At 45.9% G+C, this 26,481-nt stretch carries 22 protein-coding genes, 1 tRNA gene and 2 pseudogenes; 9 read left to right on the top strand and 16 right to left on the bottom strand.

Annotated elements, in window-relative coordinates; all coding sequences use genetic code 11:
- Positions 1-213: 213 nt before the first annotated feature.
- Positions 214-696: a cytochrome b6-f complex subunit IV gene (petD, locus tag QUA62_RS25885; RefSeq protein WP_190660167.1), complete on the bottom strand. Its 483-nt coding sequence runs from the start codon at positions 694-696 to the stop codon at positions 214-216.
- 183 nt (positions 697-879) lie between these two features.
- On the bottom strand, positions 880-1,548 hold the full coding sequence (petB, locus tag QUA62_RS25890; protein WP_006633252.1) for a cytochrome b6: 669 nt from the start codon (positions 1,546-1,548) through the stop codon (positions 880-882).
- 642 nt (positions 1,549-2,190) lie between these two features.
- Between petB and QUA62_RS25895 the strand changes: the two genes are divergently transcribed.
- Positions 2,191-2,316 (top strand): hypothetical protein, encoded by a 126-nt coding sequence (locus tag QUA62_RS25895; protein ID WP_333407619.1) that lies wholly within the window; start codon positions 2,191-2,193, stop codon positions 2,314-2,316.
- Between the two features lie 298 nt (positions 2,317-2,614).
- Here QUA62_RS25895 and QUA62_RS25900 read toward each other — a convergent pair whose 3' ends face one another.
- The 3 genes and pseudogenes from QUA62_RS25900 to QUA62_RS29535 form a co-directional block, all read right to left on the bottom strand.
- Positions 2,615-3,211, bottom strand: a complete 597-nt coding sequence (locus tag QUA62_RS25900) for a calcium-binding protein (RefSeq protein WP_333407621.1) — start codon at positions 3,209-3,211, stop codon at positions 2,615-2,617.
- A 263-nt stretch (positions 3,212-3,474) separates the two neighbouring features.
- The gene (locus QUA62_RS25905) at positions 3,475-3,822 is read right to left on the bottom strand and encodes a hypothetical protein (protein ID WP_445301720.1); all 348 of its coding nucleotides are present in this window, start codon (positions 3,820-3,822) and stop codon (positions 3,475-3,477) included.
- A gap of 21 nt (positions 3,823-3,843) precedes the next feature.
- A pseudogene (locus QUA62_RS29535) lies at positions 3,844-4,083 on the bottom strand (calcium-binding protein); the annotation flags it as partial.
- 136 nt (positions 4,084-4,219) lie between these two features.
- Between QUA62_RS29535 and ctpA the strand changes: the two are divergent.
- Positions 4,220-5,458 (top strand): carboxyl-terminal processing protease CtpA, encoded by a 1,239-nt coding sequence (gene ctpA, locus QUA62_RS25915; protein ID WP_333407623.1) that lies wholly within the window; start codon positions 4,220-4,222, stop codon positions 5,456-5,458.
- A gap of 224 nt (positions 5,459-5,682) precedes the next feature.
- Here ctpA and QUA62_RS25920 read toward each other — a convergent pair whose 3' ends face one another.
- Both QUA62_RS25920 and psaM read right to left on the bottom strand, forming a co-directional pair.
- Positions 5,683-6,099, bottom strand: coding sequence for a slr1601 family putative cell division protein (locus QUA62_RS25920; protein WP_190660161.1), 417 nt, complete (start codon positions 6,097-6,099; stop codon positions 5,683-5,685).
- A 283-nt stretch (positions 6,100-6,382) separates the two neighbouring features.
- On the bottom strand, positions 6,383-6,478 hold the full coding sequence (psaM, locus tag QUA62_RS25925) for a photosystem I reaction center subunit XII (protein ID WP_190660159.1): 96 nt from the start codon (positions 6,476-6,478) through the stop codon (positions 6,383-6,385).
- 469 nt (positions 6,479-6,947) lie between these two features.
- Between psaM and QUA62_RS25930 the strand changes: the two genes are divergently transcribed.
- Both QUA62_RS25930 and QUA62_RS25935 read left to right on the top strand, forming a co-directional pair.
- Positions 6,948-7,718 carry a TerC family protein gene (locus QUA62_RS25930; protein ID WP_333407624.1) on the top strand — a complete coding sequence of 257 codons (771 nt, stop codon included), beginning with the start codon at positions 6,948-6,950 and terminating at the stop codon, positions 7,716-7,718.
- Positions 7,719-7,857: 139 nt separating this feature from the next.
- Positions 7,858-7,974: pseudogene (locus QUA62_RS25935) on the top strand (Uma2 family endonuclease); the annotation flags it as partial.
- 126 nt (positions 7,975-8,100) lie between these two features.
- Here QUA62_RS25935 and QUA62_RS25940 read toward each other — a convergent pair.
- The 4 genes from QUA62_RS25940 to QUA62_RS25955 all read right to left on the bottom strand — a co-directional run bounded on the left by QUA62_RS25940 (position 8,101) and on the right by QUA62_RS25955 (position 10,386).
- A complete protein-coding gene (locus QUA62_RS25940; RefSeq protein ID WP_333407625.1) occupies positions 8,101-8,241 on the bottom strand; it encodes a type II toxin-antitoxin system HigB family toxin in 141 nt (46 codons plus the stop codon).
- A 72-nt stretch (positions 8,242-8,313) separates the two neighbouring features.
- Positions 8,314-9,021: a hypothetical protein gene (locus QUA62_RS25945; protein ID WP_333407626.1), complete on the bottom strand. Its 708-nt coding sequence runs from the start codon at positions 9,019-9,021 to the stop codon at positions 8,314-8,316.
- Between the two features lie 17 nt (positions 9,022-9,038).
- Positions 9,039-9,113, bottom strand: a tRNA-Cys gene (locus tag QUA62_RS25950).
- 184 nt (positions 9,114-9,297) lie between these two features.
- A complete protein-coding gene (locus QUA62_RS25955; RefSeq protein ID WP_333407627.1) occupies positions 9,298-10,386 on the bottom strand; it encodes an ABC transporter ATP-binding protein in 1,089 nt (362 codons plus the stop codon).
- A gap of 126 nt (positions 10,387-10,512) precedes the next feature.
- On the opposite strand from QUA62_RS25955, the gene QUA62_RS25960 reads away from it, so the two are divergent.
- Positions 10,513-12,234 carry an iron ABC transporter permease gene (locus tag QUA62_RS25960; RefSeq protein ID WP_333407628.1) on the top strand — a complete coding sequence of 574 codons (1,722 nt, stop codon included), beginning with the start codon at positions 10,513-10,515 and terminating at the stop codon, positions 12,232-12,234.
- 29 nt (positions 12,235-12,263) lie between these two features.
- The gene (locus QUA62_RS25965) at positions 12,264-12,785 is read left to right on the top strand and encodes a pentapeptide repeat-containing protein (protein ID WP_333407629.1); all 522 of its coding nucleotides are present in this window, start codon (positions 12,264-12,266) and stop codon (positions 12,783-12,785) included.
- A gap of 72 nt (positions 12,786-12,857) precedes the next feature.
- On the opposite strand, the gene QUA62_RS25970 is transcribed toward QUA62_RS25965, so the two are convergent.
- Together QUA62_RS25970 and glgA are read right to left on the bottom strand one after the other, a co-directional pair.
- Positions 12,858-13,907, bottom strand: a complete 1,050-nt coding sequence (locus QUA62_RS25970) for a Fe(3+) ABC transporter substrate-binding protein (protein WP_333407630.1) — start codon at positions 13,905-13,907, stop codon at positions 12,858-12,860.
- A 763-nt stretch (positions 13,908-14,670) separates the two neighbouring features.
- Positions 14,671-16,146 (bottom strand): glycogen synthase GlgA, encoded by a 1,476-nt coding sequence (gene glgA / locus QUA62_RS25975; protein WP_333407631.1) that lies wholly within the window; start codon positions 16,144-16,146, stop codon positions 14,671-14,673.
- 542 nt (positions 16,147-16,688) lie between these two features.
- On the opposite strand from glgA, the gene QUA62_RS25980 reads away from it, so the two are divergent.
- The 3 genes from QUA62_RS25980 to QUA62_RS25990 all read left to right on the top strand — a co-directional run bounded on the left by QUA62_RS25980 (position 16,689) and on the right by QUA62_RS25990 (position 20,865).
- On the top strand, positions 16,689-17,369 hold the full coding sequence (locus QUA62_RS25980; RefSeq protein ID WP_333407632.1) for a sigma-70 family RNA polymerase sigma factor: 681 nt from the start codon (positions 16,689-16,691) through the stop codon (positions 17,367-17,369).
- 51 nt (positions 17,370-17,420) lie between these two features.
- The gene (locus tag QUA62_RS25985) at positions 17,421-18,413 is read left to right on the top strand and encodes a DUF1822 family protein (protein ID WP_333407633.1); all 993 of its coding nucleotides are present in this window, start codon (positions 17,421-17,423) and stop codon (positions 18,411-18,413) included.
- Positions 18,414-18,543: 130 nt separating this feature from the next.
- Complete coding sequence (locus tag QUA62_RS25990; RefSeq protein ID WP_333407634.1) at positions 18,544-20,865, top strand: CHASE2 domain-containing protein; 2,322 nt, start codon at positions 18,544-18,546, stop codon at positions 20,863-20,865.
- A 144-nt stretch (positions 20,866-21,009) separates the two neighbouring features.
- Here the strand turns inward: QUA62_RS25990 and QUA62_RS25995 are convergent, their stop codons facing one another.
- The 3 genes from QUA62_RS25995 to QUA62_RS26005 form a co-directional block, all read right to left on the bottom strand.
- Positions 21,010-21,741, bottom strand: a complete 732-nt coding sequence (locus QUA62_RS25995; protein ID WP_333407635.1) for a response regulator transcription factor — start codon at positions 21,739-21,741, stop codon at positions 21,010-21,012.
- Between the two features lie 235 nt (positions 21,742-21,976).
- On the bottom strand, positions 21,977-22,705 hold the full coding sequence (locus tag QUA62_RS26000) for a response regulator transcription factor (RefSeq protein ID WP_333407636.1): 729 nt from the start codon (positions 22,703-22,705) through the stop codon (positions 21,977-21,979).
- 277 nt (positions 22,706-22,982) lie between these two features.
- Positions 22,983-26,342 carry a CHAT domain-containing protein gene (locus QUA62_RS26005; protein WP_333407638.1) on the bottom strand — a complete coding sequence of 1,120 codons (3,360 nt, stop codon included), beginning with the start codon at positions 26,340-26,342 and terminating at the stop codon, positions 22,983-22,985.
- Positions 26,343-26,481 lie beyond the last annotated feature (139 nt).

Genomic DNA, 26,481 nt, shown 5'->3' on the forward strand with positions numbered 1-26,481 from the left:
TAAATATAATCTTTTCAATTTTCCTAACTTGAAAAGATTTGATGCCTTTTCACAATTCATATAGGATTGCTATATAAATCTAAAATCACCAATCTAAAATCACCAATCTAAAATCACCAATCTAAAATCAAATGACGCCCGCTAAAGTTTCCCACCAGTACAAAAGCACTTTACAGGAAATCCGCAGGCGTCAAAATCAAGCAAACTTAAATCTTAGAAAAGACCCAGTGTGAAAGATTTGTCGATCGGGAAAATAGCACCAATACCCAACCACAGAGTTACCGCAGTTCCCAACAGGAAAACAGTAGTAGCAACAGGGCGGCGGAACGGATTTTGGAACTTGTTAACGCTCTCGATGAACGGAATCAAAATCAAGCCAACGGGAACGCCAGCCATGCAAGCAATACCCAACAATTTGTTAGGCAAAACGCGCAGGAGTTGGAACACAGGCCACAAATACCATTCCGGCAGAATTTCCAGCGGAGTAGCAAAAGGATTAGCAGGTTCCCCAACCAAAGCCGGGTCTAGTACGGCCAAACTGACGCACAGAGCAAACGTTCCCATGATGACTATAGGGAAAACGTAGAGCAAGTCATTAGGCCAAGCTGGTTCGCCATAATAGTTATGACCCATGCCCTTAGCGAGCTTAGCGCGGAGCGCGGGATCGCTCAAATCAGGTTTTTTGAGAATAGACATAGTAACAGTGTTCTCCTTTTAGTTTTACCCGGGGCTGCCATTCCGCTGTATTCGTTAGTTTGAATCAGCGGCGCGATCGCAGGAAGTATTAGCCGTAAATAAATATCATGAGCGATGAATTATGAATTTTCAACTCAAAACTCAGCGGGGGGCCAAAAAAATACCGCCCCCACAACTCAAAACTTACAACGGGCCAGAGATACCTTGCTTGCGAATCATCAAGAAGTGAGCCAGCATGAAGACTACAATCAGCCAAGGCAACACAAATGTGTGCAAGCTGTAGTAACGAGTCAAAGTGCCTTGACCGACACTGACACCGCCGCGCAGCAGTTCAACCATCAAAGAACCGACAAACGGGATAGCTTCGGGGACGCCGGAAACGATTTTAACTGCCCAGTAACCGATTTGATCCCAAGGCAGCGAATAGCCGGTCACGCCGAAAGAAACAGTGATGACTGCCAAGATTACTCCTGTCACCCAGGTTAATTCACGGGGCTTTTTGAAGCCGCCGGTCAGGTAAACCCGGAAGGTGTGCAAAATCATCATCAGTACCATCATGCTGGCAGACCAGCGGTGGATGGAGCGGATCAGCCAGCCGAAGTTGACTTCAGTCATCAGGTATTGCACTGAAGAAAAAGCTTCTGCTACCGTGGGACGGTAATAGAAAGTCATGGCGAAGCCGGTGGCAAACTGGATCAGAAAGCAAACTAAAGTAATTCCGCCCAAGCAGTAAAAAATATTGACGTGCGGGGGTACGTACTTTGTAGTGATGTCATCGGCGAGCGCCTGAATTTCCAGGCGTTCCTCAAACCACTGGTAGGTTTTTGAGTCGGTGATTTGTTTAGAAAACATGGAGCCAGAATTCCTAAAAGAATATTGCTGTGGTTGAGGTTCAGGGCAGCAGCCACAAGGTTTTTTGTCGCCCCGCGCCGAGCAGCTTGCTTTTACTAGCAAATGCCTGAGGCTATTTTTTAAATTTGGAGCTGACGAAAGGAACTCTATTGTGCGATCGCCTGCAAGCCCTGGGAAACTAAGCGGTGGCTTGTCCCTACTCGCTGGCGTTGCCCGATCGAATTCCAGACTGTGATAAAAAATGTAACATAATTGCCGTGCAATTTTCACACGCGCGATAGGTTTGTGGAGGCTTAAAACGCTTTTTTCGGAATCTCAACATCCGCCCAAGGTGGTATGGGAGGAGGGCTAAGCTACAGAAAGCAGTCCGAGCCGGAAACCGGTTTAGGGGGAGAGGCCAAATTTCATCTCGATCGTAAAACTTCACTTTCTGCCCCAAAGGCCCTCAATGTCAGTCGAGTCACCCGAACCGGTTGGATCGTACAACCGAATCTTGTTTTGTAGTAAGGACTTCAGTCCTTTCTAACAGCATCTGCTGGGTGCAACCTGCGTATTTCCGTAAAAAAAGCGGGTGATTACCCCCGTCCGTAAAGTCCTATCACAATTGAAAAGAAGGCAAACTTTCCACAAAAACTGGCAGCAGTGGCGAGAAAGGAGAGGGAAGCGGCGGTATCGGGAAGGGAATTTCAGGAAGAGACGGGAAGGATGGAAAGTCTCGCGATGGCGGTGAAAACCCAGTCGAAACGATCGCGCAATCTGATAGATTAACATCAGTAATATTTTGAACATCGGCGATTAAATCCGATCCGACCAATCTCCGAGTTCCCCGTCTCGTACCGCCATCATAAGATTCAAATCGGTAAGAGAAGAAGCGAGAACCGTTACGATCTTGTATGAAGCCAACGACTTGGATTTTGTCGCCTTCGCCCCGGTTAAAATCCTGAATAATAATGGCATGGCCACCTTCACCGCCATAGAAGAGGTAAGGGCTGGTATTTAATGAACCGAGAACAAATATGTCAGCTTCACTTTGCCCAATTAAATGATCGATTTGTTCTCCAGTTGATTACAAGCTGTAACCCGATATGATGTCATTACCTGGCCCGCCAATCAGGGTGTCGCTGCCTTGATTTCCCTCCAGCAAATCGTCTCCTGCATTGGCGTTGATGTAGTCATTATCTAAGTCACCTATTAGAGTGTCATTGCCACCTTCTCCAAACAGGCGATCGTTACCTTTGCCGCCCATTAGCAAGTCGTTGTTGCTGCCACCAAACAAGCGATCGTCTCCATCTCCTCCGATCGCCGTATCATTGCCTTGACCGCCGTTAAGACAGTCATTACCAGCCCCTCCCAAGATACTGTCGTTATTGTCTTCTCCTGTGATTAAATCCGCGCCTTCGCCACCCTCAAGAAAATCATTGCCGGCACCTCCTTCAAGTTTGTCATTGCCTTCGCGACCGCTGAGACTGTCGTTACCAAAGTCGCCCAAAAGGCGATCGCTACCGACTCCACCTGCGAGACTATCATTTCGTTCTCCGCCGTCTAAAGTGTTATTACCACCCACACCAGATAGAGTATCATTGCCTCCAAGCCCGCACAGGGAATCATCGCCAATTTCATCGGCTAGCAAATTATCGAGATTGTCACCGCATATAACTACCATAAATTGGTACTTCTGAAAACTATTTCACAAGTACAGTAACTCAATTTTAGATTTGGGATTTTAGATTTTGGATGGTTCCCGTCCAGTCAATTTGGAAGTTTTAATTTGGGGTTTTGGATTTTGTAAGGACTTTAGTGTTGATTGACATTTTGTAGTAAGGGATGCAAGTATTGATTCACCTAAATCTGTCACAAAAAACTGAAACCCTTACTACAAAAATAATTTTCTGGAGGGACACAATCTTTACCTGTGTCCCTAATCCTTTAACTGAAATTGGCAAGGGTAATTTGGTTAGCTGTCACGCCACTGATAGCAGCTAAAATTTCACCAGTTGCTGTCAAGCTGATTAAAGTGGCAGTGTGGCTAGGGATAATAGAAAGTTGCGAAAAGGTTAAATTGTCTGCAAGTGCGAGGAAGTCGATGCCGACTTCAAAATCGAAAATGATATCGCTGCCATAATTGGCGGAAATTAAGAAGCGATCGCTCCCATTTCCTCCACTCAAACTGTCATCGCCGTTTTCACCGCTGAGAAAATCCGACCCGTTACCGCCCAGCAAGATATCGCTAGCTTGACCGCTGTAAAGACTGTCATTGCCTTCACCTCCACTCAAGCTATCTTGACCGCGATTTCCAAATACGATATCTTCGCCTTTATTGCCGAACAAATTATCGATTTCTTTGCCGCCGTAAACAGTGTCATCGCCGTCGCCACCGTCGAGGGAATCATTGCCTTGATTGCCGTGTATCCAGTCATTGCCGCCCAAACCGCTGAGAGTATCATTGCCACGTTTGCCGGCTATTGTATCGCTGCCGCTGTCGCCGGAGAGGCTGTCGTCGCCGTCAGTGCCGGTGAGATTGGAGTTAGCTGCGATCGCTTATATTTATTTACAAGTGCCAGCGGGACGCTCGCGATCGTGCAAAAGGCGAATTAAATCTGCAACAGCGTTCCCAGCGTACAAACGTAAAATACATAAAATGTAATACTTACTGGTATTTTACGGAACAATCATGCACAGACGAGTTTTCCACATTGCTATTTTACTTTTCCTCCAAGTCGCCCTGGTTCTAGGCGGGTGGGTCGGGCCTGCGGCGGCCCTAACTCCAGAACAGCAGCTTTTGAGCGAAGCTTGGCGAATTGTCAATCGCTCTTATGTGGATGACAAATTCAACAATCACAATTGGTGGTCGATTCGCGAAAAAGCCGTTAAACAACCGCTCAACGACAGACAGCAGACTTACACGGCGATTCAGGGGATGCTGGCGAATCTAGACGACCCCTTCACTCGACTGCTGAAACCCGAACAGTACCGCAGCTTGCAGGTTAACACTTCGGGAGAATTGACGGGAGTGGGGCTGCAAATTGCGATCGACCCCCAGACAAATACCCTGACAGTGGTGGCTCCTTTAGCCGGCTCACCGGCGGATAAAGCTGGCATCCAACCCCTCGATCGCATTCTGAAAATTAATGGCACTCCTACCTCAGAATTGAGCCTAGACGAAGCAGCAACTCGAATGCGCGGCCGCATCGGCACTGCCGTTACCTTGACCTTGGGGCGCGAGGGAAGGGACGCTGCTGAGGAAATTGAGCTAGTGCGCGATCGCATTGCTCTGAATCCGGTTTACGCCGAATTGCAGTCGGGGTCGGAGAATTTGCCGCTGGGCTACATTCGCTTGAGTCAATTCAGTGCTAACGCTACTGAGGAAGTCGCTCGCGCGATCGACCGCTTGGAAAAACAAGGAGCCGCCGCCTACATTCTCGACCTGCGGAACAACCCGGGGGGACTGTTGCAAGCTGGGATTGAAATTGCCCGCCTGTGGCTCGATTCCGGGACGATCGTCTACACGGTGAACAGACAAGGCATTCTCGGCAGTTTTGAAGCCTCTGGACAAGCCCTAACTCACGATCCGCTGATTGTTTTGGTGAACAAGGGAAGTGCCAGTGCTAGCGAAATTTTGGCTGGTGCGCTGCAAGATAACGGCAGAGCTCAACTGGTAGGAGAAAATACTTTTGGCAAAGGGCTGATCCAGTCGCTGTTTGATTTGTCTGACGGTTCCGGGTTGGCCGTGACTGTTGCTAAGTACGAGACACCGAACCATAAAGATATTAACAAGCTGGGGATTGCGCCCGATCGCGTAGTGCCTTGGGAACCTATCGCGCGCGATCAGATTGGCACCGAAGCAGACTTGCAATATCAAGCTGCACTGCAACTACTTAAAGATAAAACCGTGCTGGCAAAGTCAGTATAAGCCGGAGTTTGAAGTTTTGAGCTTGCACCAGGCATCAATACACAGGTCTAAGTCTGTCTCTGCGTTTCGTTCGCAAGGACAGACAACAACGATCCTAAAAACTCTTTAACTCAAAAGTGATATCACGTCCGACAGATTCATCTGTCATTGTTCGCTGTGCGAAGCAATGACATAAAAGAATGATGCTATCGGACGTGATATCAAAACCCAAAACTCCGCTTCCCTTAAGGTTGCGGGGTTGATTCCTCGGCGTCGGGTACCTCGGCTTCTTGCAAAATCACCGGACGCTGCTGCGGGTCAGCTTGGTTGCTTTGCTCTTGCATCACAGTTTTAGCAAGGCTGGGGTCAAAGTAGCGGTTAAAGTCCGATCGCGACTGATTTACTCGCCCTTGGGTAAGATTGACTTCAGCTTGGATTTCGTGCAATTTTTCTTGCACCGCCCGGTAGTGAGGCCAAAGCTGAAGCAAAGCAGAAGTGGCACAGACTGAAAGTACCATGTTGACTGCCAACTTGACGCCTGTTTCTGCCGCGAGGGTTTGGTGAGGGTAGGAACGCTGGCGACTGCTGCTGCGACGAGGAGTAACCCGAGGGGAGTTTTTTACAGGACGCAGTGGGGTAACGGTGGGTTGAATCGCTTGCATAATGTTTTTTCAAATACCTGAGACTGACGTTTTAGAGTTCAAAGAGCAAATTCTGAGCTTAACGCACACTCGCCGCTGTTTGTCAGGGTGCTGACAGCCACAATTGTTAAGACAAAGTGAGGCGTGAAGACGGAATTTCCCCATAAAAATGCCTGCCCTTGCAGTCTCGTCTTGCTGAACACAAACAATCTACTGCACTGGGGCAGCCATTGTCTGTATCTGTAATGCGAGAGATTTAACTGGTCAGGCAGGCATTTTGCGGTTCGCAACTGGTGTCTGGAAACTATTTGTACAGTTCAGTTGACAGCCGGAAAGCCATGATTCCGGGAATCAAAGCAATTACGAGCGCTACGTAGACTTGGGTATCTGTTAAAGACATATTCGCAAAACTCCTTTTCGCGGGCACGAGCTTTCACTAATTTGAGACAAATTGGCGCTTTTGGGAATCATTTGTTACAACTTGCAACACAAATGGTGCGTCCGGGGAGGAGTGGCCGAGTGGCCGAGTGGCCTAGTGGCGCAGTTTTTGAGTGTCGGAGGGGGAGAATTTTGGTGTTGCATAATTACGGGATGATTGTGATTGTTTTGTGGGATGGGCGCAGGAGCCCGGCGTGTATTTTCACGGCAGGCGGGACGCCTAACCCACCAGAAGCCTCCTTAAATTGTGCAACGCCAGAATTTTTCCTTGTTTCCTGGGACTGCTTCCTTCGGACGTTGTTCGGACGATCGCCTCCCACAGAATTACCGCGTTAGGTTAAGATTTAAATGAAGGTGACACTAATTTTAGACAGAGCGGGTAATTTGCGCTGCGCTCTTCACTTGCCAATCTTAGGTGCACAAAATAGTTAATGCTAGATCAATTTCTCGACGCTTCACCCAATTTTGGAGTTGACGGCTTTTTATTATTGTTGGTTTTGGTGGCTTTGGAAGCTGTACTTTCGGCTGACAACGCGATCGCCCTGGCGTCTATTTCTAAAGGTTTGGAAGATGCCAAGGATCAGCAAAAAGCTCTCAACTTGGGTTTGATAATTGCTTTTGTACTGCGGCTAGCCCTAATTTTAACGGCTACTTGGGTAATTCAATACTGGCAGTTTGAACTGCTTGGTGCTCTCTACCTGCTGTGGCTTGTTTTCCAACATTTTACTTCAGATACAGACTCCGAAGGAGAACATCACGGGCCCAGATTTGCGTCTGTGTGGCAAGCAATTCCCATGATTGCTTTTACGGATTTAGCGTTTTCATTGGATAGCGTTACTACTGCGATCGCTGTTTCTGATAACACTTTTATCGTCGTAACAGGTGCTACTATTGGAATTATTGCCCTGCGATTCATGGCCGGGTTGTTCATCCGCTGGCTGGATGAGTTCGTTCACCTAGAAAGTGCTGGTTACATCACAGTTGGGTTCGTGGGAATGCGGTTGTTGGTGAAAGTAATTAATCCGGATTTAGTTCCTCCGCAATGGCTGCTAGTTTCCAGTATTGTCTTGATGTTTGTCTGGGGATTTTCTAAGCGTACTCCCGAGCCAGTCGAGATTGCAAAATCTCTAGAAATGGCTCTCAATCAGCCAGATTCAGAAGTTGCTGTTCCAGAATCGCAAGGACAAAAGTCCGAAATTTAACATACTTTCATCTGAATAAAATTAGCTTAAATCTGTCAAACCAACAAGATTAATGGCTGGTTAAAACCTGCAAAAGCCTTTCATCCCGGTGACTAAAGTCCGGGGATGAAAGGCTTTTATTTTTTAATATTGTTTTCTTCACTACCCGATCGAACTTATAGGAGTACAATTGGGCCTATGGTTCGGCAGTTATCAAAATCAGACTCAGCAATGGTTAGACTGGTGGGATAGCGAGGGGAATTGGTTGCTGAGGGGGTTGGCGGCATATTGGCGATCGCAGGCGATCGATCAGGATCTGATTTAATCCTTGGTGGTTGCTGTATTTTTTGAGGCTTTAGGGAAATAAAGCGGGCGAGGGGAAGAGGTTGCAGGCGATCGCGTTTCATCTATTGACAAAAAATGTAACGGTTGCATTCAGCAGCAACCCACACCTTTTGTCATAGCGAATTTCCACAATCAGCCGATAGCTATTGCCTTTGATATTGAAAACGACACTGTTGTTTGCAAGGATGCTGGCTGGCATTACCAGAGGGTCGCCGTTTCTACCCACGCAAGCATTAAGATGCTTTGGTGCTCATAGAAGAGACATAAGTAATCAGTTATCTTTAATATTTATAGGCTTCAAGAATAGCTTAGATTTTTTAGACTCAATGTTCCAGTTTCGGGTTTTATCAAGATATCCTTCTAAGGCGGTCATGTGAACCCAATAGTTCTGATGAAAACCTTTCTTTGGGGATTGAACTAAATCTCGGATAATTAAACCTAAGTATTTATGAACTTCAAATTGCTTATCTAGTTCTACAGAATCCAGTTCTGCCAACTTCTTCGTTAAGTCGATATTTTGGGCAGTATTATCTCTATTCAAAGCATGAAACCATTGCCCATGAGCAATTTTGTTTCTCAAAACACTAGGAGACTTTATGTAATTTTTAATAATTTCAAATAGTTTTTTCCTTCTATTTTGCAACTCTGAGTTTTTTGACCATTCACCAACCTTTTGTAGAGCTAAATCAACCATCTTTTCCCATCCCTCAGAAATTCCTTTATGATCTTTAGTATTCTTAATATTGTCAATTTCTGATGGAGAAAATGCGGAGGGAGTGTAAACTATTTGAATAAATTGAGCTTCAGACCAAGCAACATACAGAATAGCTAAAAGCTTGGTTTTTACCTCTACCTGAAAGTTATCGGATTTTCTTAGGTAAAAGTTTATATCCTTAATTAGACTATCCTTGACTTGATTTAACTTTCTTACATTACAGCTTTGCAGCTTATAAAGCTCCAAGATTTCCTCATTTGTCATAACCCAGAAAATATCTGTGGGGGGAAGGAGGAATCGAACCTCCATCTACTCATTTATGCAATGAGTCGCATTAGCCATATTATGCTACCCCCATGTTCTGTAGCCCATTATATCATGTATCGGAAGAAGTTGTAGGCGATCGCAATTTTTCGGCACCCTAAATCTAGTGTGGCTGCGTAAGTCCTGTTAAATAAGGAAGAAGGAAGAAGGAAGAGGGGGAGACTGGGAGATGGGAAGAGGGGGAGGATTTTTTCCCAATTAGCAATTAGCCATTAGCTATGGCTTAGGCTTACCGACAAAGAAAGCTAAGGGAGAATTGTCACCACAAGATAACCGAACTTTAGAACCAATGGGAAAAACATTTCCTGTGGTTGTAAGTGCATATAACTTTTCGCCAGACGGAGTTTTTAAACAATAACGATTTTCTCTGCCTAAAAATTGTCGATCGCAAACCACAACAGCCGAATCTTCATCTAAGAATAAACTTAAATCTTCCTGCCGGATCATCAATTCTCCTTCGGTAGAAGGATCACAAGGAACTTTTACAAATGAATCTTTTTTTACAGCAAAACAACCTACTTCTGTTTCCCAAAAATCCTGCTTTAGCGATGCAGACACAAAATTAGCTTGCGTCACAAACTCAGCCACAAATCGAGATGCTGGTTGTAGGTAAACTTCCTCTGGAGTCCCAAACTGTTCTAATTGGCCTTGACGCATCACCGCTACCCAATCTGAAATCGAAAGTGCTTCTTCGCGATCGTGCGTGACAAATACACCAGAGGTTCCCGTTGCTTTAAGAATCTCGCGGACTTCCTGACGCAATCTTAACCGTACTTGTACATCTAAATTACTCAATGGTTCATCTAGTAAAATAATCGCAGGTCTAGGCGCTAAAGCACGGGCCAGGGCTACTCGCTGTTGCTGACCCCCCGATAATTCATGGGGATAACGGTTTTCCAATCCTTCTAATCCCACCAACGCTAATGCTTCTGCGACACCTTTCTGAATATTATGCTTTGACTCTTTTCCTTGATGCGTCAAGCCAAAAGCTACATTTTTCGCGACTGTCAAATGGGGGAATAGTGCATAGTCTTGAAACACCATACCAATGTCTCGCTGTTCCGGCGGAACTGACATATTAACACTGGCTACAGTTTTTCCTGCTAAAGCGATCGTCCCTGCTTGTAGCTGTTCAAAACCAGCAATTAACCGCAACAACGTTGTTTTCCCACAACCCGATGGCCCCAACAACCCGAGTATATCTCCTTGATGTAATGTCAGGGTGACAGATGCCACCGCAGGTGATGCTGCTTGGGCATACTGTTTTGTTACTCCATCCAAATGCAGAATTGTCGGTCGAGCCATTATTGCTATAAATAATCAACAACTTACTATTTTACAATAAACCAGTTTAGTGAGAGAAATTGTCATAAAGACTTGACAAATGTTTACACCTACTGATAAGCTAGCAAGCTAGACTTTTTACTAGCGATGAAAAATTCCCAACAATCACTACAGCAAACAGGAATCAGGACAATCCAAGGGCGATCGACCTTACGCAGTTTATCCGCTAGTGGGTGGACACTTGCGGTTATCGCTTTAGCATTGCCGATCGCCATACCAGTGATCGGTGTCTTATCCAGTATCTTTTTTGAAGCTAAAGATACATGGCAACATTTAACCGATACAGTTTTAACCCGTTATATAGTCAACTCTTTATTGTTAATGATCGGCGTAGGCTTTGGTGTTGTCGTGATTGGCGTAGGATGTGCGTGGCTAGTAACAATGTGTCGCTTTCGGGCCAGTCGCCTATTTGAATGGGCATTACTGTTACCCTTAGCGGCCCCAGCTTACGTGCTAGCTTATACTTATACAGACTTTTTAGAATTTTCCGGCCCAGTTCAAACTGCTTTGCGTTATATTTTTGGCTGGAGTTATGGAGACTATTGGTTTCCTAACGTGCGATCGCTCCCGGGAGCAATCTTAATGCTAATCTTAGTTTTATATCCCTACGTCTACCTATTAACAAGAGTTGCATTTTTGGAGCAATCCACTTGTACCCTAGAAGCTAGTAGAATACTTGGCTGTAGTCCTTGGCGGAGTTTTATTACAGTTGCCTTACCAATGGCAAGACCCGCAATTGTTGCAGGTTTAGCACTGGCTTTGATGGAAACTCTCAACGATTATGGCACTGTTCAGTATTTTGGAGTTGATACATTCACCACAGGTATTTATCGGACTTGGTTTGGCATGGGAGAACGAATTGCAGCCAATCAACTAGCTGCGATGCTATTATTATTTGTTCTGGGTTTAATTTTAGTAGAACGCTGGTCGCGCAGTCGGACAAAATATTATCAAGCTAGCAGTCGCTATCGCCAACTGCAAACTTATCAGCTTAAAGGAATTCGGGAGGTTTTAGCGGTAATTGCTTGTTTTATGCCGCTATTTTTTGGTTTTTTATTGCCAGCAGGTCTTTTAGTCAAGTTGACCTTAGCTAATTGGCAAGTCACTTTAGATGAACGCTTTTGGATCTTTGCCCGTAATAGTTTAATTTTGGCTACCCTGACAGCCCTTTTAGCCGTAATTATTGCCTTGATTATGGCTTATGGTTTACGGTTATATCCTAATTTAGGAGTGCAGTTAGGAACGAGAGTTGCGGCAATGGGCTATGCTGTACCTGGTTCGGTGATTGCAGTGGGGATTATGGTTCCAATTGGAAAAATTGACAATCTATTTGATAGTTGGATGCGTGAAAACTGGGGGATTTCAACAGGCTTGTTGTTAAGTGGTACGATCGCAGCTTTGGTATTTGCCTATATAGTTCGCTTCCTAGCTGTTTCTTTAAATGCGGTGGAGTCAAGTTTGAGCAAAATCAAGCCTAATTTAGATGATGCGGCGAGAAGTTTGGGTTATAGTCCGATGCAAACTTTAGTTACAGTTCATACACCAATGATGACCGGAGGTTTACTAACTGCCATGATGTTAGTATTCGTTGATGTAATGAAAGAGTTACCTGCTACTATAATTATTAGACCTTTTAACTTTGATACTTTGGCGGTGCGAACTTATCAACTTGCCTCAGATGAACGATTGGCTGAAGCTTCTGGCCCAGCATTGGCAATTGTTTTAGTGGGGATGTTACCGGTAATTTTATTAAGTTGGAAAATTGCGCGATCGCGCAATTCTTCAACAGAGTTAACGGTTAACAGTTAAAGGTTAAAATTATCCCTTTACAAATCAAGATGATTAATAAAAAATTAGCAATGTTTACCCGCACGACTGGCACAATCTCTTTCTTACTACTTACTATTTTTGTCACGTTTGGATGCCAAAAACAGGCGGCTAGTCCTCTCGAAACATTACAAAAAACTAAGCAATGTCCAGGATGCGATCTGAGTGCCGCTAAGTTAAGCAACCTTGATTTAACAAGCGCTAATCTCAATGGTGCTAAGTTGGAAGGTGCTGTGCTAGAAAAAATAAAACTTAATGAAGCCTTACTCGATAGCGTCAATCTCAAAGGTGCAAATTTAAAAGCTGCTTCTCTGGAAAAAGCAGGTTTATTTGGGGCCGATCTCACAAATGCTGATTTGAGTAATGCAAATCTCAAGGGGGCTTTTTTGCGAGGCGCAAAACTGAATAATGCCAATCTTAGTAACGCCGATTTAAGTGAAACTGACTTAAATAGTGCTGATTTGACAGGGGCAAACCTGAAAGGGGCAAACCTGAAAGGGGCTATAATGCCGGATGGTACAATTAAAAATTAAAAATTAAAGTTGGTTGAATTCGGCGGTTTCAACCGCCGAATCACCAAGAGTAGCTTCTTGTTCCAAAAGCCTCTATTTCCAGCCGGCGCGATCGGCAATCTTTAAAGCGTCGGCGTTATTTTTCCCAAACACATCAGGGTTGAGAGGGTCAGATTTGAATGTACCAAAACTGGCAACTGCAGGATCGATCGCCACACCTGAAATCACAGGGTATTCATAATTACCCCTAGCAAAAATTTGTTGCGCTTCGCGACTGGCTAGGTGTTCCAAGAATTTGGTCGCGCCTGCTTTGTTACGCGAGGTTTTGACTACACCCCCACCACTAATATTGACGTGAGTACCTCGATCGCGCTGGTTCGGGAAAAATACACCTACTTTCGCCGCGACCGCCTGTTCTGCTGGATCTTTCGATTTCATTAAGCGAGCTACATAATAGGTATTAACAATGGCAATATCGCCTACCCCATCAGCAACCGCCTTGATTTGCGCTGTATCATTTCCCTCTGGAGGACGCGCAAAATTAGCTACCAATCCTCGCGCCCAAGCTTCTGTTTTTTGAGCTCCATGAACGGCTAACATAGCCCCAACAAGAGACTGATTATAGATATTAGTGGACGATCGCACTAAAACTTTGCCTTTCCACCGAGGTTCTGTCAGCGCCTCATAGGTTGACAACTGGGCAGGGTTCACCTTGCTTTTGTTATAAACAATCACCCGTGCCCGGCGCGATAGACCAAACCAGAAACCTTGAGGATCTCGCAAACTTGCTGGAATTGCCGATGTCAGCACTTGTGAAGACACAGGTTGCAGGATACCTGCTTGTTTGGCCCGCCACAAACGCCCACCATCCACCGTGATGAAAACATCAGCGGGGCTATTTGCACCTTCACTTTTGATCCGTTCAATTAGTTGGTCAGCCTCCGCTTCAACGAGGTTAACCTTGAGCCCAGTTTTTTTGGTGAAGCTTTGGTACAACTCATTATCAGTGTCGTAGTGACGTGCTGAATAAAGGTTGAGAGTGCCGGTTTGGGCTGCGACAGGGGCTTTTTTGCTTAGTTCCCCCACTGCCACGACAGCCATTGCTGTACCGCTGGCAAGAAAAATACGCCGAGAAATGCTCATTGTTCTATAATAATAGATTTTTTCATCTGGTAATTGACACGATGGTGTATCTACAGCCATCTATAGCCATTGCTTTACTATATTAATGCAAGTAATTCTTATTTGATGATCGAGAGCGTAACTATTTTAGGGGTGAGGCACCCGTCGTCAGAAATCCCGTCTCGACTTCGCTCAACCGGCAATTTTTTTACGAAAAGACTTTGTTATAGCCCGCCGATTAGGCAAAAAATGTGGCGTTGCTCAATTTGAGGATGATTGTAGGGTGTCCCGCCTGCTGTGAAAATACACGCCTTCGGGCTGATGGGCCCATCCACAAAAAAAATCAAAATCATGCTGCTATTATGCAACGCCAAAAAATTTGCTTATGAAGGTATTGATGCGTCCAGGACTGTATTTATGACAAAGATTTTTGCTCAATAGGTATCACAACAGTTGTTTGCAATAGACATCTCCAAAAACTCCCCAGCCCTATCCCCCATATGTTTCTGACTGTCTGCCCTTTGATGGCAGACAGTGCTTTTACTAATTGCCAGCGACAACAACTTCCAGAGGTTTTATTAGATTTGGCCCACAGGGTAAATTTAAAAAGATTCCTTAAACCACCTCGCGCTCCCAAAAACAAAGCAAAAGTTACCTCATGGCGAGTCTCGTCACCGCCATGTATCCACTGTCAGACTTCGCGACCAGGCTCAACAGCCACCAACAAGCGGGCTAGCAGTGCGAACCCTACAGTTAATAAGGTGCACACTGGATACCCTAAGGATTATTTGTGTCGAATTAGGTCGTAAATTTCCACATAGTCTTTAGCTGGATATTTCCACGAATTGTCACAATTCATGCCTTGAAGCATGAGTTTTTCAAATTCATCATGATAGTCATACCACAATCCGATCGCCCGATCGAGCGCCGACTCTAAAGCCGAGTAGTCTGTTTGGTAAAACACGTAACCGTTGCGTTCTTCCGGGAGGTGGCGGGTGTCGTAATCTCGATCGAACACAGTATTCACCAAACCGCCAACTCCCCGCACCACAGGAACAGTACCGTACCTCAACCCGATCATCTGAGTCAGCCCGCAGGGTTCGTAATTACTGGGAACCACAATCATATCCCCACCGGCGTAAATTAAGTGCGACAGTTCCTCATTAAAACCTAGCTCTAAATGGCAGTCTGGATTATCATTTAAAAACTGTCTTTCATGCTGGAAATGCGCGTTAATTCCCGCTTCCGTCGCGGAACCCAAAAGCACGAATTGCGCTCCCTTACTCAGAGAGTAATAAATTGCATGGTGGACGAGATGAACGCCTTTTTGGTCGTCCAAACGACCGATAAAGGTAATAATAGGCTTGTCAGCATCGCGCAGTAACAGCCGATCGCGCAAAGCTTTTTTAGTTTTGGCTTTTCCTGCCAAATCATCCTTAGTGTAGTGGTGCGGAATATAGCCATCACTTTCTGGATTCCACACATCGTAATCAATGCCGTTGAGCACCCCGCGAAACTTCTCTTGATATAAATGCAAAGTGTGGCCCAAACCGTAGCCGAACTCGCCCATATGAGCTTCCCAGGCGTGGTGCGGCGAAACCGTGGTGACAAAGTTCGAGTAAACAATGCCCCCTTTCATAAAGTTGATAGCAAAAGGGTTAAAGTTATCTCGGAGGCGATCGTACTCAAAATAATAATCATCTCGATTCAAACCCGTGGCTTGCAAAATATCGCCACCTCCCATGCCTTGATGTTTGAAATTGTGAATGGTATAGCAGACTCGCTGATTTTCCATCCAATTGTATTTGTAAATTTCAAACAGCATGACTGGCACCAAACCAGTTTGCCAATCGTGACAGTGAATCACATCGGGACGCTTGTTGCTTCTAAGCAAAAATTCCAAAGCGGCTTTGCTGAAAAATGCAAACCGCATATTGTCGTCATTGCACCCGTAATAACAGCCGCGATTAAAAAAGTTATCTTGAGAGCGAGGTTCGATGAAAAAACACAACTGCCCGTGCACCCAGCCGCACAAGACATCGCAGAGGATTTCGCCGCCGTACCAGGGCACAGCCAGATCCCGGTAGGCCTCGTGAAGTCCCCAAATGTGGTCGTACCTCATGCAGTCGTACTTGGGTAGAATAACCTCGACGCAGTGGCCGGAATTCTCTAACTCCCGACTCAAACCGTAAACTACGTCGCCCAAACCTCCTGCTTTGATGACGGGGGCGCACTCCGAGGCAATTTGTACTATGTACATTTTTTTTTCTCGCTCCTGAATGAATCAAAAAAATATTTTCTTAACTTGACAAAGTATATGAGTTCTCGGCAAATAAGCAAGTCGGCCATTGGGAATACAGGGAAATACGCACAGCTAGCGGATGTTGGGGCAGATTCGGGCGATCGGTGATATCGTTTCGGCTCAGATCTGAATTATTTAAACCGCAGAGGAGGCAGAGAACCCATCCGTGAGTTCAATCTAAAATCGATTTATTACCCCATTTGCTGGCATTTGTCAACTAAATATTTTTAAAATTTTTTGCCTAATTTGCGCGAAATTTTATCGCACGATGCTGATAACTGATTGGCACAGAGCACCTGTTCGACTGCCAAACATCAACAGGACTTACGCATTCAAGGGCGGTGTTACAAGGGTTTGAGATTCTTCGTTTCACTTGCCAATGACACAATTACCTTGAAATGCGTCCAGGAATAATCAAATTAGGGATTCTATCTTGGAATTTAAACCAGCAAATGCCGTGTCCAGCATTCATCCAGAGACTCTTAAGGAGGCGCTCGCCGATGCCCGACACCAACGATAAGGAAAACAATTTAAACCAACAACTCCAACAGCTAGTTGCTGAAGCCTGTTCGCATCCGCCCAAAAGCTTGATGCGGCGGGAAAAACTCAGCGAGATAGTGAGGCTGATTGTAAAATCCGGCAAACTTTGGCAAGAAGACACGCCTCATTACAACGATGCTTTACAGCAAACTTGGGTGTATTTTTGTCGGAATGTTTGCGAAGCGAACACCGCAAACAAACCTTACGATCGCAATCTGGGCAGCGTCATTACTTGGCTGGACAAATATCTCAAGATGCGGCTGAAAGACTTCACTATCGAACAAACGCAGGAAAAAGTTAGACGTGATTTACCGTTGATTTCCGAAGACTCAGCAGAAATTAACCCGATCAATAATATCGAAAACCCGCCGACTTATTCTGACAGTCCGCTAGCCATCCTAGAAGAGACAAAAAAATGGGTGCGGGCCGATCCGGAGGGGGAATTGAGAAGCGTTCACATCAAAGAACGCCCCGATGTCACTTGCCAAACCTTAATTCTGAGGCGTCTTCCCCCGGAGACTCCCTGGAAAAACATTGCTCTTGAATTTAACTTGCCGCCGTCAACCGCACCTAATTTTTATAAAAGAGAATGTCTGCCCCGCTTGCGAAATTTTGCCAAAAATCAAGGATATCTGGAATAAAGGCAGGACAACTCCTGTCCTAAAAAACATCGGTAAAAAAGGAAAACCGTGATGAATAACAGCACCGAAAATATCAGAGAAAAATCTATTACCCTGCCCATTACAGCCGCAGCCCTGCGGGTGGCACAGAAGTTTTCAAATCTTGACGGAGTGACATCCCCGGAAAAAAAAGAGCAAGTTTATTTCAACACTTTAGCTGTATGTGCAGTGAAAGATTACATGGAAATGATGGACATTCCCACCGACTTGAATGCCAGCGACAGTTGGAACGCGGCCATACGCCTTTACACCGATGCAGCCGACTTGAAATTAACTCAACTAGGCCATTTGGAATGCCGACCTCTGAAGTCTGGCAAGTTTTGTTACATTCCGTTGGAAATACCGGACGATCGCATTGGTTTAGTAGCAGTTGAGATCGATATAAAGCGACAACAAGCTACTTTGCTGGGATTTATGAAAACTGCAAGAGCTGGGGACTTAGCGATTGAGAAATTGCAAAGTTTTGACAAATTTATCCAACATTTGGATTGTCTGGAACGCAGCCGAAAAACTGTACAACTGCGCCAGTGGCTGCACAATATTTTTGAGGCTGGTTGGCAGTCTATAGAAGATATTTTAGTGCCAAAAGAACCTCATTTAGCTTTTCGTTACAGCAGCGCAGTCGTGCGGGGCAAGATAATCCATCTGACAGCAGATATCTCGGAAAAAGCATCAGCAACCCTCGACTCTGTTCAGGAAAAACCTAATTTCTGGAGGGGTGTAATAGAACCAACCCCAGCGGTAGCTTTGCTGGTGGCGATCGAACCAAAAACCGATACTGAAACTAATATTAAAGTACAGGTGCATCCCGCCGGCGGGGCAGACAGCTTGCCGCTCAATCTGACTCTGAAAGTCACCGACGGCGAGGGAAAAACAGTCATGGAAGCTTGCGCCGGCAGCGGTAACGGCTACATGACTCTAGAATTTGCCGCCGATCGCGGAGAATGTTTCAGCGTTGTGGTAAAACTGAAAGAACTCTGTATTGCAGAGAATTTTGCTGCATAAAGCGGCTCGCTTGCCATAAGTTGTTCAGCATGGAAATTGAACTTGGGCGGGCAGGATGCCCAGCCCACAAGAATTTCATCGCGCCGTGACTGTAAAATTTAGATGCGCCTGAGCTTATCAGTTGTTAGCCATGCCGAAATTAGTTGTGTTGAAGCTAGATGATAACTTGATAAAAGGGGTGCGAGTTTCTCTGGAAATCGGCGCGGAAGGAGATCTGCCCGCAGTGGCAATCCAAGCCTTCCTGCCTCCGAAACCAGAAATAGCGGAACACTACGATCGCTGGCAGTCAACCTACCGCAGTTTGGGAGATTTCCGCATTAAGCCGATCGAAATTAGCATTATGGGCTCTCGTGCAGAACAGTTGTCCAAATGCCGCTTTTTGCGGGAACAGTTAAGCCAGCAAATCAATAGCTGGCTCAACTCCGAACCGTTTCGCAAACTCAAAGAAACATTGCTCGAACAATTAATGCCGTCGGACACGATTCGATTTTTAGTCAAAACTGACGACATCGATTTGCGGCGGCTGCCTTGGTACTGTTGGGATATTTTTGAGCGCTACCCGAAAGCCGAAATTGCTTTGAGCTCTGCTGCTTATAAAAAAACGCAGGTCGTCAACAAAAATTTCGGAAATAATTGCGCTAAAGCTAAAATATTAGCTATTTTGGGGAATGCTGAAAACATCGATATCGATCGCGATCGAAATATTATTGCAGGATTGCGACCGGCAGAAATTTCTTTCTTAGTCGAATCAAATCGCAGAGAAATCTGTCAAGAACTTTGGGAAAACAACTGGGATATCTTATTTTTTGCCGGACACAGTGACAGCGACACATCCGGGCGATCGGGTAGATTTTATATCAATAAAACCGAGAGTTTAACAGTAGAAGAACTGAAACAAGGCTTCAAGCTAGCGGTGAGCAGCGGCTTGCAGTTGGCGATTATCAATTCTTGCGACGGATTGGGGATAGCGCGACAGTTGGAAGATTTGGGAATGCCGCAAACGATCGTGATGCGAGAACCGGTGTGCGATCGAGTGGCCCAAGATTTTTTAAAGTATTTTCTCGCCTATTTTTGCAGTGGGGAACCTTTGTATGTGGCAGTGCGCCTCGCGAGGCAAAGATTGGCAGAATTAGAGTCAGAAATTCCCGGCGCGGATTGGCTGCCGATTATTTGTCAAAATCCGGCTTCCAAGCCGCCAACTTGGCAAGAGTTGCTGCACAAACCCGAGCCGGAAACTGTCAGCAATCCGCCATCTTTATCTCGGCTGCGCCGCTTTCAGATCGGGCTGTTGGCGATCGCAACTGCTGCTGTTTCTGTCATGGGAGCGCGATCGCTGGGCTTGCTCCAGATATGGGAATTGCAAGCTTTTGACCAACTGATGCGGCTGCGTCCTGCTGAAAGCTCAGACTCGCGTTTGCTGGTGGTGGAAGCCACGGAAATGGATATCAACAAATACGGCTTTCCACTGCCGGATGCGACGATCGCAAAAGCAGTGGGAAAATTGGCACAGTATGGGGCGCAAACGATCGCCCTGGATATCTTCCGCGATCGCCCTTTACAACCCGGTTATGCAGCATTAGCCGCTCGCTTTCATGGCGATCGAAATTTAATTGGTTTGTGCAGCGTCAAAGAAACCGGCAAACCCAACAAATACGGCATCAAACCGCCGCCCGCACTGCCAAAAGAGCGCCTCGGGTTCAGCGATGTGGTGGCAGATGCCGACGGCATTCTCCGCCGCCACTTGCTGTTTATGCAGCCGCACAGCAGCGATCCTTGTACTACAGAGCACTCTTTGAGCGCGAGGGTTGCCCTCCATTACCTAGCAGCAAAAGGCATCCAACCGGAATCTCTTCCCAGAGATAAGATAAGGCTGGGCAATGCAGTTTTTGCACCGATTCACGGCAGTACAGGCGCTTATCAAAACTTGGACGATCGCGGTTTTCAAATTATGCTCAATTACCGAGCGCCTCAAAATTTTATTCGCCGAGTCATGCTGGCCGAACTGTTAGAAGGAAAAGTCAATCCCAATTTGATAAAAGACCGAATTATATTTATTGGCGTGACGGCTCCGATTTCCAATCCAGATTATTTTTTGACGCCTTACAGTGCGGGAGAATCGCCTTCCCAGAAAATGCCGGGGGTATTAATTCAAGCGCAAATGTCGAGTCAAATTATCAGCGCTGTTTTGGATCGCCGCCCGCTGCTGCAAATTGCTCCTGAATGGACCCAAATGCTGTGGATTGTGGGTGGGGCAGCAGTTGGTAGCGCGATCGCGATTGTCAGCCGACGCAGGCTGCACGTGGTGTCGGGGGCGATCGCATCTGCGGGGATTTTGTGCGGGGTTTGCTGGTTTTTGCTAATCGGGGGTTGGTGGCTGCCTTTGGTACCCTCAGCTTTGGCAATGGTAGGAGCGGGTTTAATTGCGATCGTTTTTACTTTTCGGCCGAAATGACAATATCAATTGGCAATCGTTAGATGACATCGCCAACAAATAATCTCAAGCCGTTCGAGAGATGTAGAGGTGGAGCATTTGGGCGACAATTCATGTTTCCCACCTTTGATTTTATGCCCAAATGCTTCACCCTCCCCAGACTATTCAATTAGAAACTACCTTGTTATTGCGATCGCTCGGAGCGAAAGTGTAACCGTATCCCTGAGTAGTTTGAATAAAATTCGGAACAGCCGAATCGACTTTAGCCAGTTTCCTGCGAATCAGACGGATATACACGTCCACCACTTGCTCGTCTCGTGCGTCATTGCATTTCCATCCCCAAACTTTTTCGGTTAGCTGTTGGCGGCTCCAGGCTTTACCTGGATAAGTTGCCAAAAAATACAAGAGTTGAAATTCTAAGGCGGTCAGAGCTAAAGTTTTCTCTTTCAATCTCACCTCCCTACTCATTAAATCGATCCCTAGTTCACCGAAGACAAGATTGCGCGGAGTGACGGTTTTCATCTCCCTCAACAAGATTTCTATTCTGACTGCCAAGTCCTCAAAACTGAACGGTTTGCCGATAAAATCATCAACACCTGCTTTGATGATTTTAATTCGAGCTTCTTCGCCTGTAACGCTGCTGAAAATCACGAGTAAAAAAACATTCTTCCGTTTCTGCATTTCTTCGCAAAGTTTAACGCCGATATTATCGGGCAAATTCCCATCCAAGATTACGAGGACTGGGTTAAATTTCTCAAAGATTTCTAAAGCTGTTTTTCCGTCGGCAGCCGATTGTACTTGATATGTCTGATTCAGATAGCCGTCGATGAAATTACGGACGGGGGCGTCATTCTCAACAACCAGAATTTTGGAATTTTGCTCGGTAGATATCGTCATAATTTTTGACTCTCTTGTTAATGGTTCAAACTTTAGAAAATCGAGGAAGTATGCTGTGTTTTGATTAGCCCCTCGATCTCCTATAGGGCGTGTTTTATTTCCCCGTAGATGCCCCCTTAGCTTGCCCCCTACTCAACCCCTACTCCCTTTAAAAAGACGAGTATGGGGTGGGACAATAGCGAATTAACTGGTTCGCGCGCTCTATCTAGGAACCAGTCGTAATTATGATGATGATTCAATTACCAACTACCCTGTCCCTGCGAGCGATCGGAGCGAAAGTGTAACCGTATCCCCGAACAGTTTGAATAAAATTCGGAACAGCGGCATCAACTTTAGCCATTTTCCTGCGAATTTGGCCGATATGCACGTCCACGACTCGCTCTTCCGTTGCATAATTGGATTTCCACCCCCAAACTTTTTCGATTAGCTGTTGGCGGCTCCAAGCTTTACCCGAATGAGTTGCCAAAAAACACAATATTTCAAATTCTAAGGCTGTCAGCGTTAGAAGTTGCTCCTTCAATCTCACCTCCCTACTTACTAAATCGATCGCTAATTGACCGAAGGCAAGGTTGGGCGGATTGACGGATCTCGCCCGCCTCAACAAGACTTCTACTCTAACTGCCAATTCTTCAAGACAGAAGGGTTTGCACATAAAATCATCGGCACCTGCTTTCAGGATTTTAATTCGATCTTCTTGGGCGGTGCGGCTGCTGAGAATCGCGACTAAAACATTAGTGCGCTTCTGCATTTCTTGGCAAAGTTTATAGCCGCTAATATCGGGTAAATTCCAATCCAAAATTACCAGGACTGGGTTAAATTCTTCAAAAATTTCGAGAGCAGTTTGGCCGTCTGCGGCAAATTGTACTTGATATGTTTGATTCAGAAAGCGGTAGATGAGAGTGCGGATAGGGTCGTCGTCATCTACAACCAGAATTTTGGCTTTTCGCTCGGCAGATATTGTCATAATTTTTGACTTTATTGTTAATGGTGCAAAGTTAGGAAAGCGAGCAAGTGTATGAAAACAGTCTTTATTGTTTAGTCCGCTAGGAATGGACTAAAGTTTGTGCAGTAGGGGCAATCCCCCCGTGGTTGCCCGGATTTCAATCGCAAGCGTGACTTTTTTGAAGAAATTAAATCGACACATGACTTATCGCTCCTGGCGCGATCGAGTTTCTGTGGAGCTTTCAGCGAAAAAACTAATTTTTTCGCTGTTTTGGCAATTTTTTACAAAATTTAATCAATTATGTTTCGCCGATCAGCGTGAAAGCCGCCCAATCTCTGGGATTTGGATGCTGCTGCATTGTCTCCAGCATGGCGTTTCGCAGGGCTTGAGCTTTGTTGCCCGTTCGATCGAGATTTTGATAAAATTTCACCATCAAATCGGCTGTAGGAGCATCCGGCACCGCCCACAAAGACACAATGACACTGGGCGTACCAGCCGAAATTAAAGCGCGAGACAAACCGATAACGCCGTCGCCGGTAATCCGCCCCATGCCGGTATTGCACGCGCTCAAAACTACCAAATCCGCGTTGAGGTGCAGGTTCAAAATTTCCTCAGCAGTCAGCAAACCGCTATCAGTGCGATCGGGTGCAAGGGCGATCGCGCTGCCGAGCCCGCGAATGTTATCGAGCAATCCGTGGGTGGCAAAATGGACAATGTGGGCGTTTGGCAACCGCTGAAGTACAGCAGCTTTGGTAGCGGATTTGCCAGTCAGGGCTTGGGTTTGGAACAATTGGGCGATCGCGTTAGCTTCGGTTTCTGAATGCGGCAGATCGCTTAACTGCTGCGGGGGTTTTCCCGGTACTAGAGCAACTTCGGGCATAGTCGGATTTCCTACTACTAGAATGTCCCCAGCCCCATCAGAAATCTCTTGTCGTTTTTGGCTGGTTAATTCCAGAATTTGAATCGAAGGAGCGGTGAGAATAGTATGTTTTTCAATTAAGAATTTCCCCGCAGCATCTTGCAGGGCCGGAAAGGGAACGAAAAACAGTTCGCCTTGAGGAATAAAGATAATTCGAGCTTCTGGAACTTTCGGCAACAAGCCAGCAATCGGTTCGATTAGCAGTTGATGGAGTTTTTGCAATCGCGGGTGATTTGTGCGGCTTGATTGCACTTTTGCTGTTACATCAATTGCAGGTCTGGGAATAGTCAATCCTTCGGGCAAAGAGGATTGCCAGAGCGATAGAATGCTGTGACTTTCATCAACAGATATGACTTGCCAAGGTTCCCAATTAGGGGCATCGTCGTGGAGTTTAACTAAATCGCCTGGGTCAAATTTTAGGGTGGGATTGAAGTCGCGATTTCTGATGCCGATCAACTCGCGAGAGTCGGCAACCAGCTCTTTGAGCGGAGTATGTTGATAGTTGAGGTCAACTTGGCGAAATGCAATTTTACCCGTCGGCTTAATTACCCAAATAAAAAGTTTTTCTAAAAAAGAAATCGAATATTCTACAAAAGTTGCATTTTGTGCTTTAGCAATTTGTTTAATTTGCTCGATCGTAGGCGGCTTAATATCGGGTATCGCATCTGAATTAGCAGATAACCGAACACCCAGTAACTCCACAAAAGCCCGCGCCCGCCCCCGCTCGGAAATTTCCAGCGCCTGTTCTGTTTTTGACTGGGCGAGGAGGGCTTTTTCCAGGTGGCGGTAAGTTGCTGCTTGGGTTTCAAAAATAGATACTTTAAAGTTATCGTTTTTGCCCAATCTTCCCCGAAGCGATTCCCAAATTTGAATCGCCCTGCGGAGGAATGTTTCAGCTTCTGCAAACTGTCCACAGTCAAATAAAGCCAGTCCTAAATTGTTGAGAGTTGCCCCTTCTGACGCGTGTTCGCCGAGCCCGCCCGCGATTTCTAAACTCTTCAGGCTATATTTGATCGCCCGCTGGCACTGCCCCAAACAGCGGTAAGCATTGCCCAGATTTCGCCAGGAAGCCACTTGCCCAGAGAGATCGCCCATTTCCTGTTGAATATCTAAAGACTGCTGGTAGTATTCGATCGCCCGCAAGTAATTCCCCAAATTACTGTAAGCATTGCCCAGAGTAACCAACGAATAGGCTTCCCCATAACGGTTGTTGATTTTCTGCGCCAGAGTCAGGGACTCTTGAGAGCATTCGATCGCCTGTTGATGTTGCCCTAGGGCAATGTATGTAAGGCCCAAAGCACTCAAGGAGTTCGCTTCTCTATGCTGAGAGTTGATTTTTCGCGCCATATCTAGGGACTGCTGCTGGCACTCGATCGCCCGCTGGTATTCGCCCAGGGAATAATATGCACTCCCCAAATCGCGCCAGGAACTAGCTTCTCCGTGAGGATTGCCGATTTCTCCCTGAATATTTAGGCATTGCTGGTGGCAGTCAATTGCTTGCAAATATTCCCCCAAAGCATCATAAATATTGCCTAAAGCGTTTAAAGAATCAGCTTCCCCACTGGGGTTGCCAATGTCTCGCTGAATATTTAGCGACTGCTGGTGATAGTCAATTGCTTGCGAGTATTCCCCCCGCAAACGGTAAAAATTGCCTATATTGTTCAGAGAGTTCGCTTCTCCGTAGCGGTTGCCGGTGTCTCTATGAATATTTAGCGACTGCTGATAGTATACGAGCGTCTGCGAGTATGTGTCCAGGGAACTTTTAGCACTATCTAAGAAGGAAGGTGCGGAGCGGAATTCGTCCTGACTTTCTGTAATTCTCCTAATTTTATAAGGTGCGTACTTGAGTTTTGGTGCTATGACCCTAACTCGACTTACACTAGATGAAATTTCCCTAATTTTCTTACTAAGAGGAAACTGAATCGATCGGTAAATCAACAGCACATCTGCTGCCGATAGCGCCTGTTTGTAGAGCCGAACATCTCCTATATTGCCCTGAAAAGTGTTACCAAAATCGTCTGATTGGCCACCCATAGTTAAGGGGATACTATTGCTGATAGAACCCGGTTGATATGTTGGGTTGAACCGGAAACCTACTTCCTTGCCATCGACATACCAGCGCCCTCCATCCGCTTGATCGCGATCCACAACAACCGCAACGTGATGCCATTCGCTATCGTTAACAACTGGCAAAGACGGAAGATCTTTTTCTTGGCGGTCATCATAATAGTTTACCGAAATCCTCCCATCTGCTATTTGAAGGTTAATTCTGCCTCTATCAATAAAGAAAGACCAGCCCCGCAAAGGGCCGGAATTTTTAATCCGCTGATCGATAATCTGGACAATACCGCAAGGGTCGTAGTATTTAATCCGCTTATTAATAGTATCGAAAGCTTCCGTGCGAATCCACGCACAAATAGAAAAGTCTTCTTTGCCTATCTCCAGTAAAGGAGTGACTGGGAAAGTAACGCAACCTCCACTCAGCAGCAAACTTTCCTGCGGCCCGTTTGTGATAGTTCCATCGGTATGATGTGTTAGGCACTGTTTGTGGATATAGATATAGGATTCCGAATCACTCGGAAACGATATGAATGGCTCAGTATCACGGCAAACGCTGTCAATTAGGCGTGCCGGAGGGAGTTCGGGGCGATCGCTCGTCAAGTTGCCTGCTTCAAATGACCAATGGGCGATCGGCTCTGTATTGAAAGTGTTATAGACGCTTAATATTGAGTGTTTCATGGCTTAGTTGACTTAAATTGTGTGGAACAGGCATCTTGCCTGTTCCTGATGGGCGGGCTAAGAAATTGGAGTTTAGACTAAGCACAAATTTACTCAGCGTTAGCTGAGTAGAAATTCTGGTGAATTTAGAGAGAGCTTC

It is taken from the genome of Microcoleus sp. MON1_C1 (assembly GCF_036701945.1).
GTDB lineage: Bacteria > Cyanobacteriota > Cyanobacteriia > Cyanobacteriales > Microcoleaceae > Microcoleus.

Bases quoted from the DNA above. Each gene is read 5' to 3' on its own strand.
- petD (WP_190660167.1), bottom strand. From the start codon at position 696: ATGTCTATTCTCAAAAAACCTGATTTGAGCGATCCCGCGCTCCGCGCT.
- petB (WP_006633252.1), bottom strand. From the start codon at position 1,548: ATGTTTTCTAAACAAATCACCGACTCAAAAACCTACCAGTGGTTTGAG.
- QUA62_RS25900 (WP_333407621.1), bottom strand. From the start codon at position 3,211: ATGGTAGTTATATGCGGTGACAATCTCGATAATTTGCTAGCCGATGAA.
- ctpA (WP_333407623.1), top strand. From the start codon at position 4,220: ATGCACAGACGAGTTTTCCACATTGCTATTTTACTTTTCCTCCAAGTC.
- QUA62_RS25920 (WP_190660161.1), bottom strand. From the start codon at position 6,099: ATGCAAGCGATTCAACCCACCGTTACCCCACTGCGTCCTGTAAAAAAC.
- psaM (WP_190660159.1), bottom strand. From the start codon at position 6,478: ATGTCTTTAACAGATACCCAAGTCTACGTAGCGCTCGTAATTGCTTTG.
- QUA62_RS25930 (WP_333407624.1), top strand. From the start codon at position 6,948: ATGCTAGATCAATTTCTCGACGCTTCACCCAATTTTGGAGTTGACGGC.
- QUA62_RS25940 (WP_333407625.1), bottom strand. From the start codon at position 8,241: ATGCCAGCCAGCATCCTTGCAAACAACAGTGTCGTTTTCAATATCAAA.
- QUA62_RS25945 (WP_333407626.1), bottom strand. From the start codon at position 9,021: ATGACAAATGAGGAAATCTTGGAGCTTTATAAGCTGCAAAGCTGTAAT.
- QUA62_RS25955 (WP_333407627.1), bottom strand. From the start codon at position 10,386: ATGGCTCGACCGACAATTCTGCATTTGGATGGAGTAACAAAACAGTAT.
- QUA62_RS25960 (WP_333407628.1), top strand. From the start codon at position 10,513: ATGAAAAATTCCCAACAATCACTACAGCAAACAGGAATCAGGACAATC.
- QUA62_RS25965 (WP_333407629.1), top strand. From the start codon at position 12,264: ATGATTAATAAAAAATTAGCAATGTTTACCCGCACGACTGGCACAATC.
- QUA62_RS25970 (WP_333407630.1), bottom strand. From the start codon at position 13,907: ATGAGCATTTCTCGGCGTATTTTTCTTGCCAGCGGTACAGCAATGGCT.
- glgA (WP_333407631.1), bottom strand. From the start codon at position 16,146: ATGTACATAGTACAAATTGCCTCGGAGTGCGCCCCCGTCATCAAAGCA.
- QUA62_RS25980 (WP_333407632.1), top strand. From the start codon at position 16,689: ATGCCCGACACCAACGATAAGGAAAACAATTTAAACCAACAACTCCAA.
- QUA62_RS25985 (WP_333407633.1), top strand. From the start codon at position 17,421: ATGAATAACAGCACCGAAAATATCAGAGAAAAATCTATTACCCTGCCC.
- QUA62_RS25990 (WP_333407634.1), top strand. From the start codon at position 18,544: ATGCCGAAATTAGTTGTGTTGAAGCTAGATGATAACTTGATAAAAGGG.
- QUA62_RS25995 (WP_333407635.1), bottom strand. From the start codon at position 21,741: ATGACGATATCTACCGAGCAAAATTCCAAAATTCTGGTTGTTGAGAAT.
- QUA62_RS26000 (WP_333407636.1), bottom strand. From the start codon at position 22,705: ATGACAATATCTGCCGAGCGAAAAGCCAAAATTCTGGTTGTAGATGAC.
- QUA62_RS26005 (WP_333407638.1), bottom strand. From the start codon at position 26,342: ATGAAACACTCAATATTAAGCGTCTATAACACTTTCAATACAGAGCCG.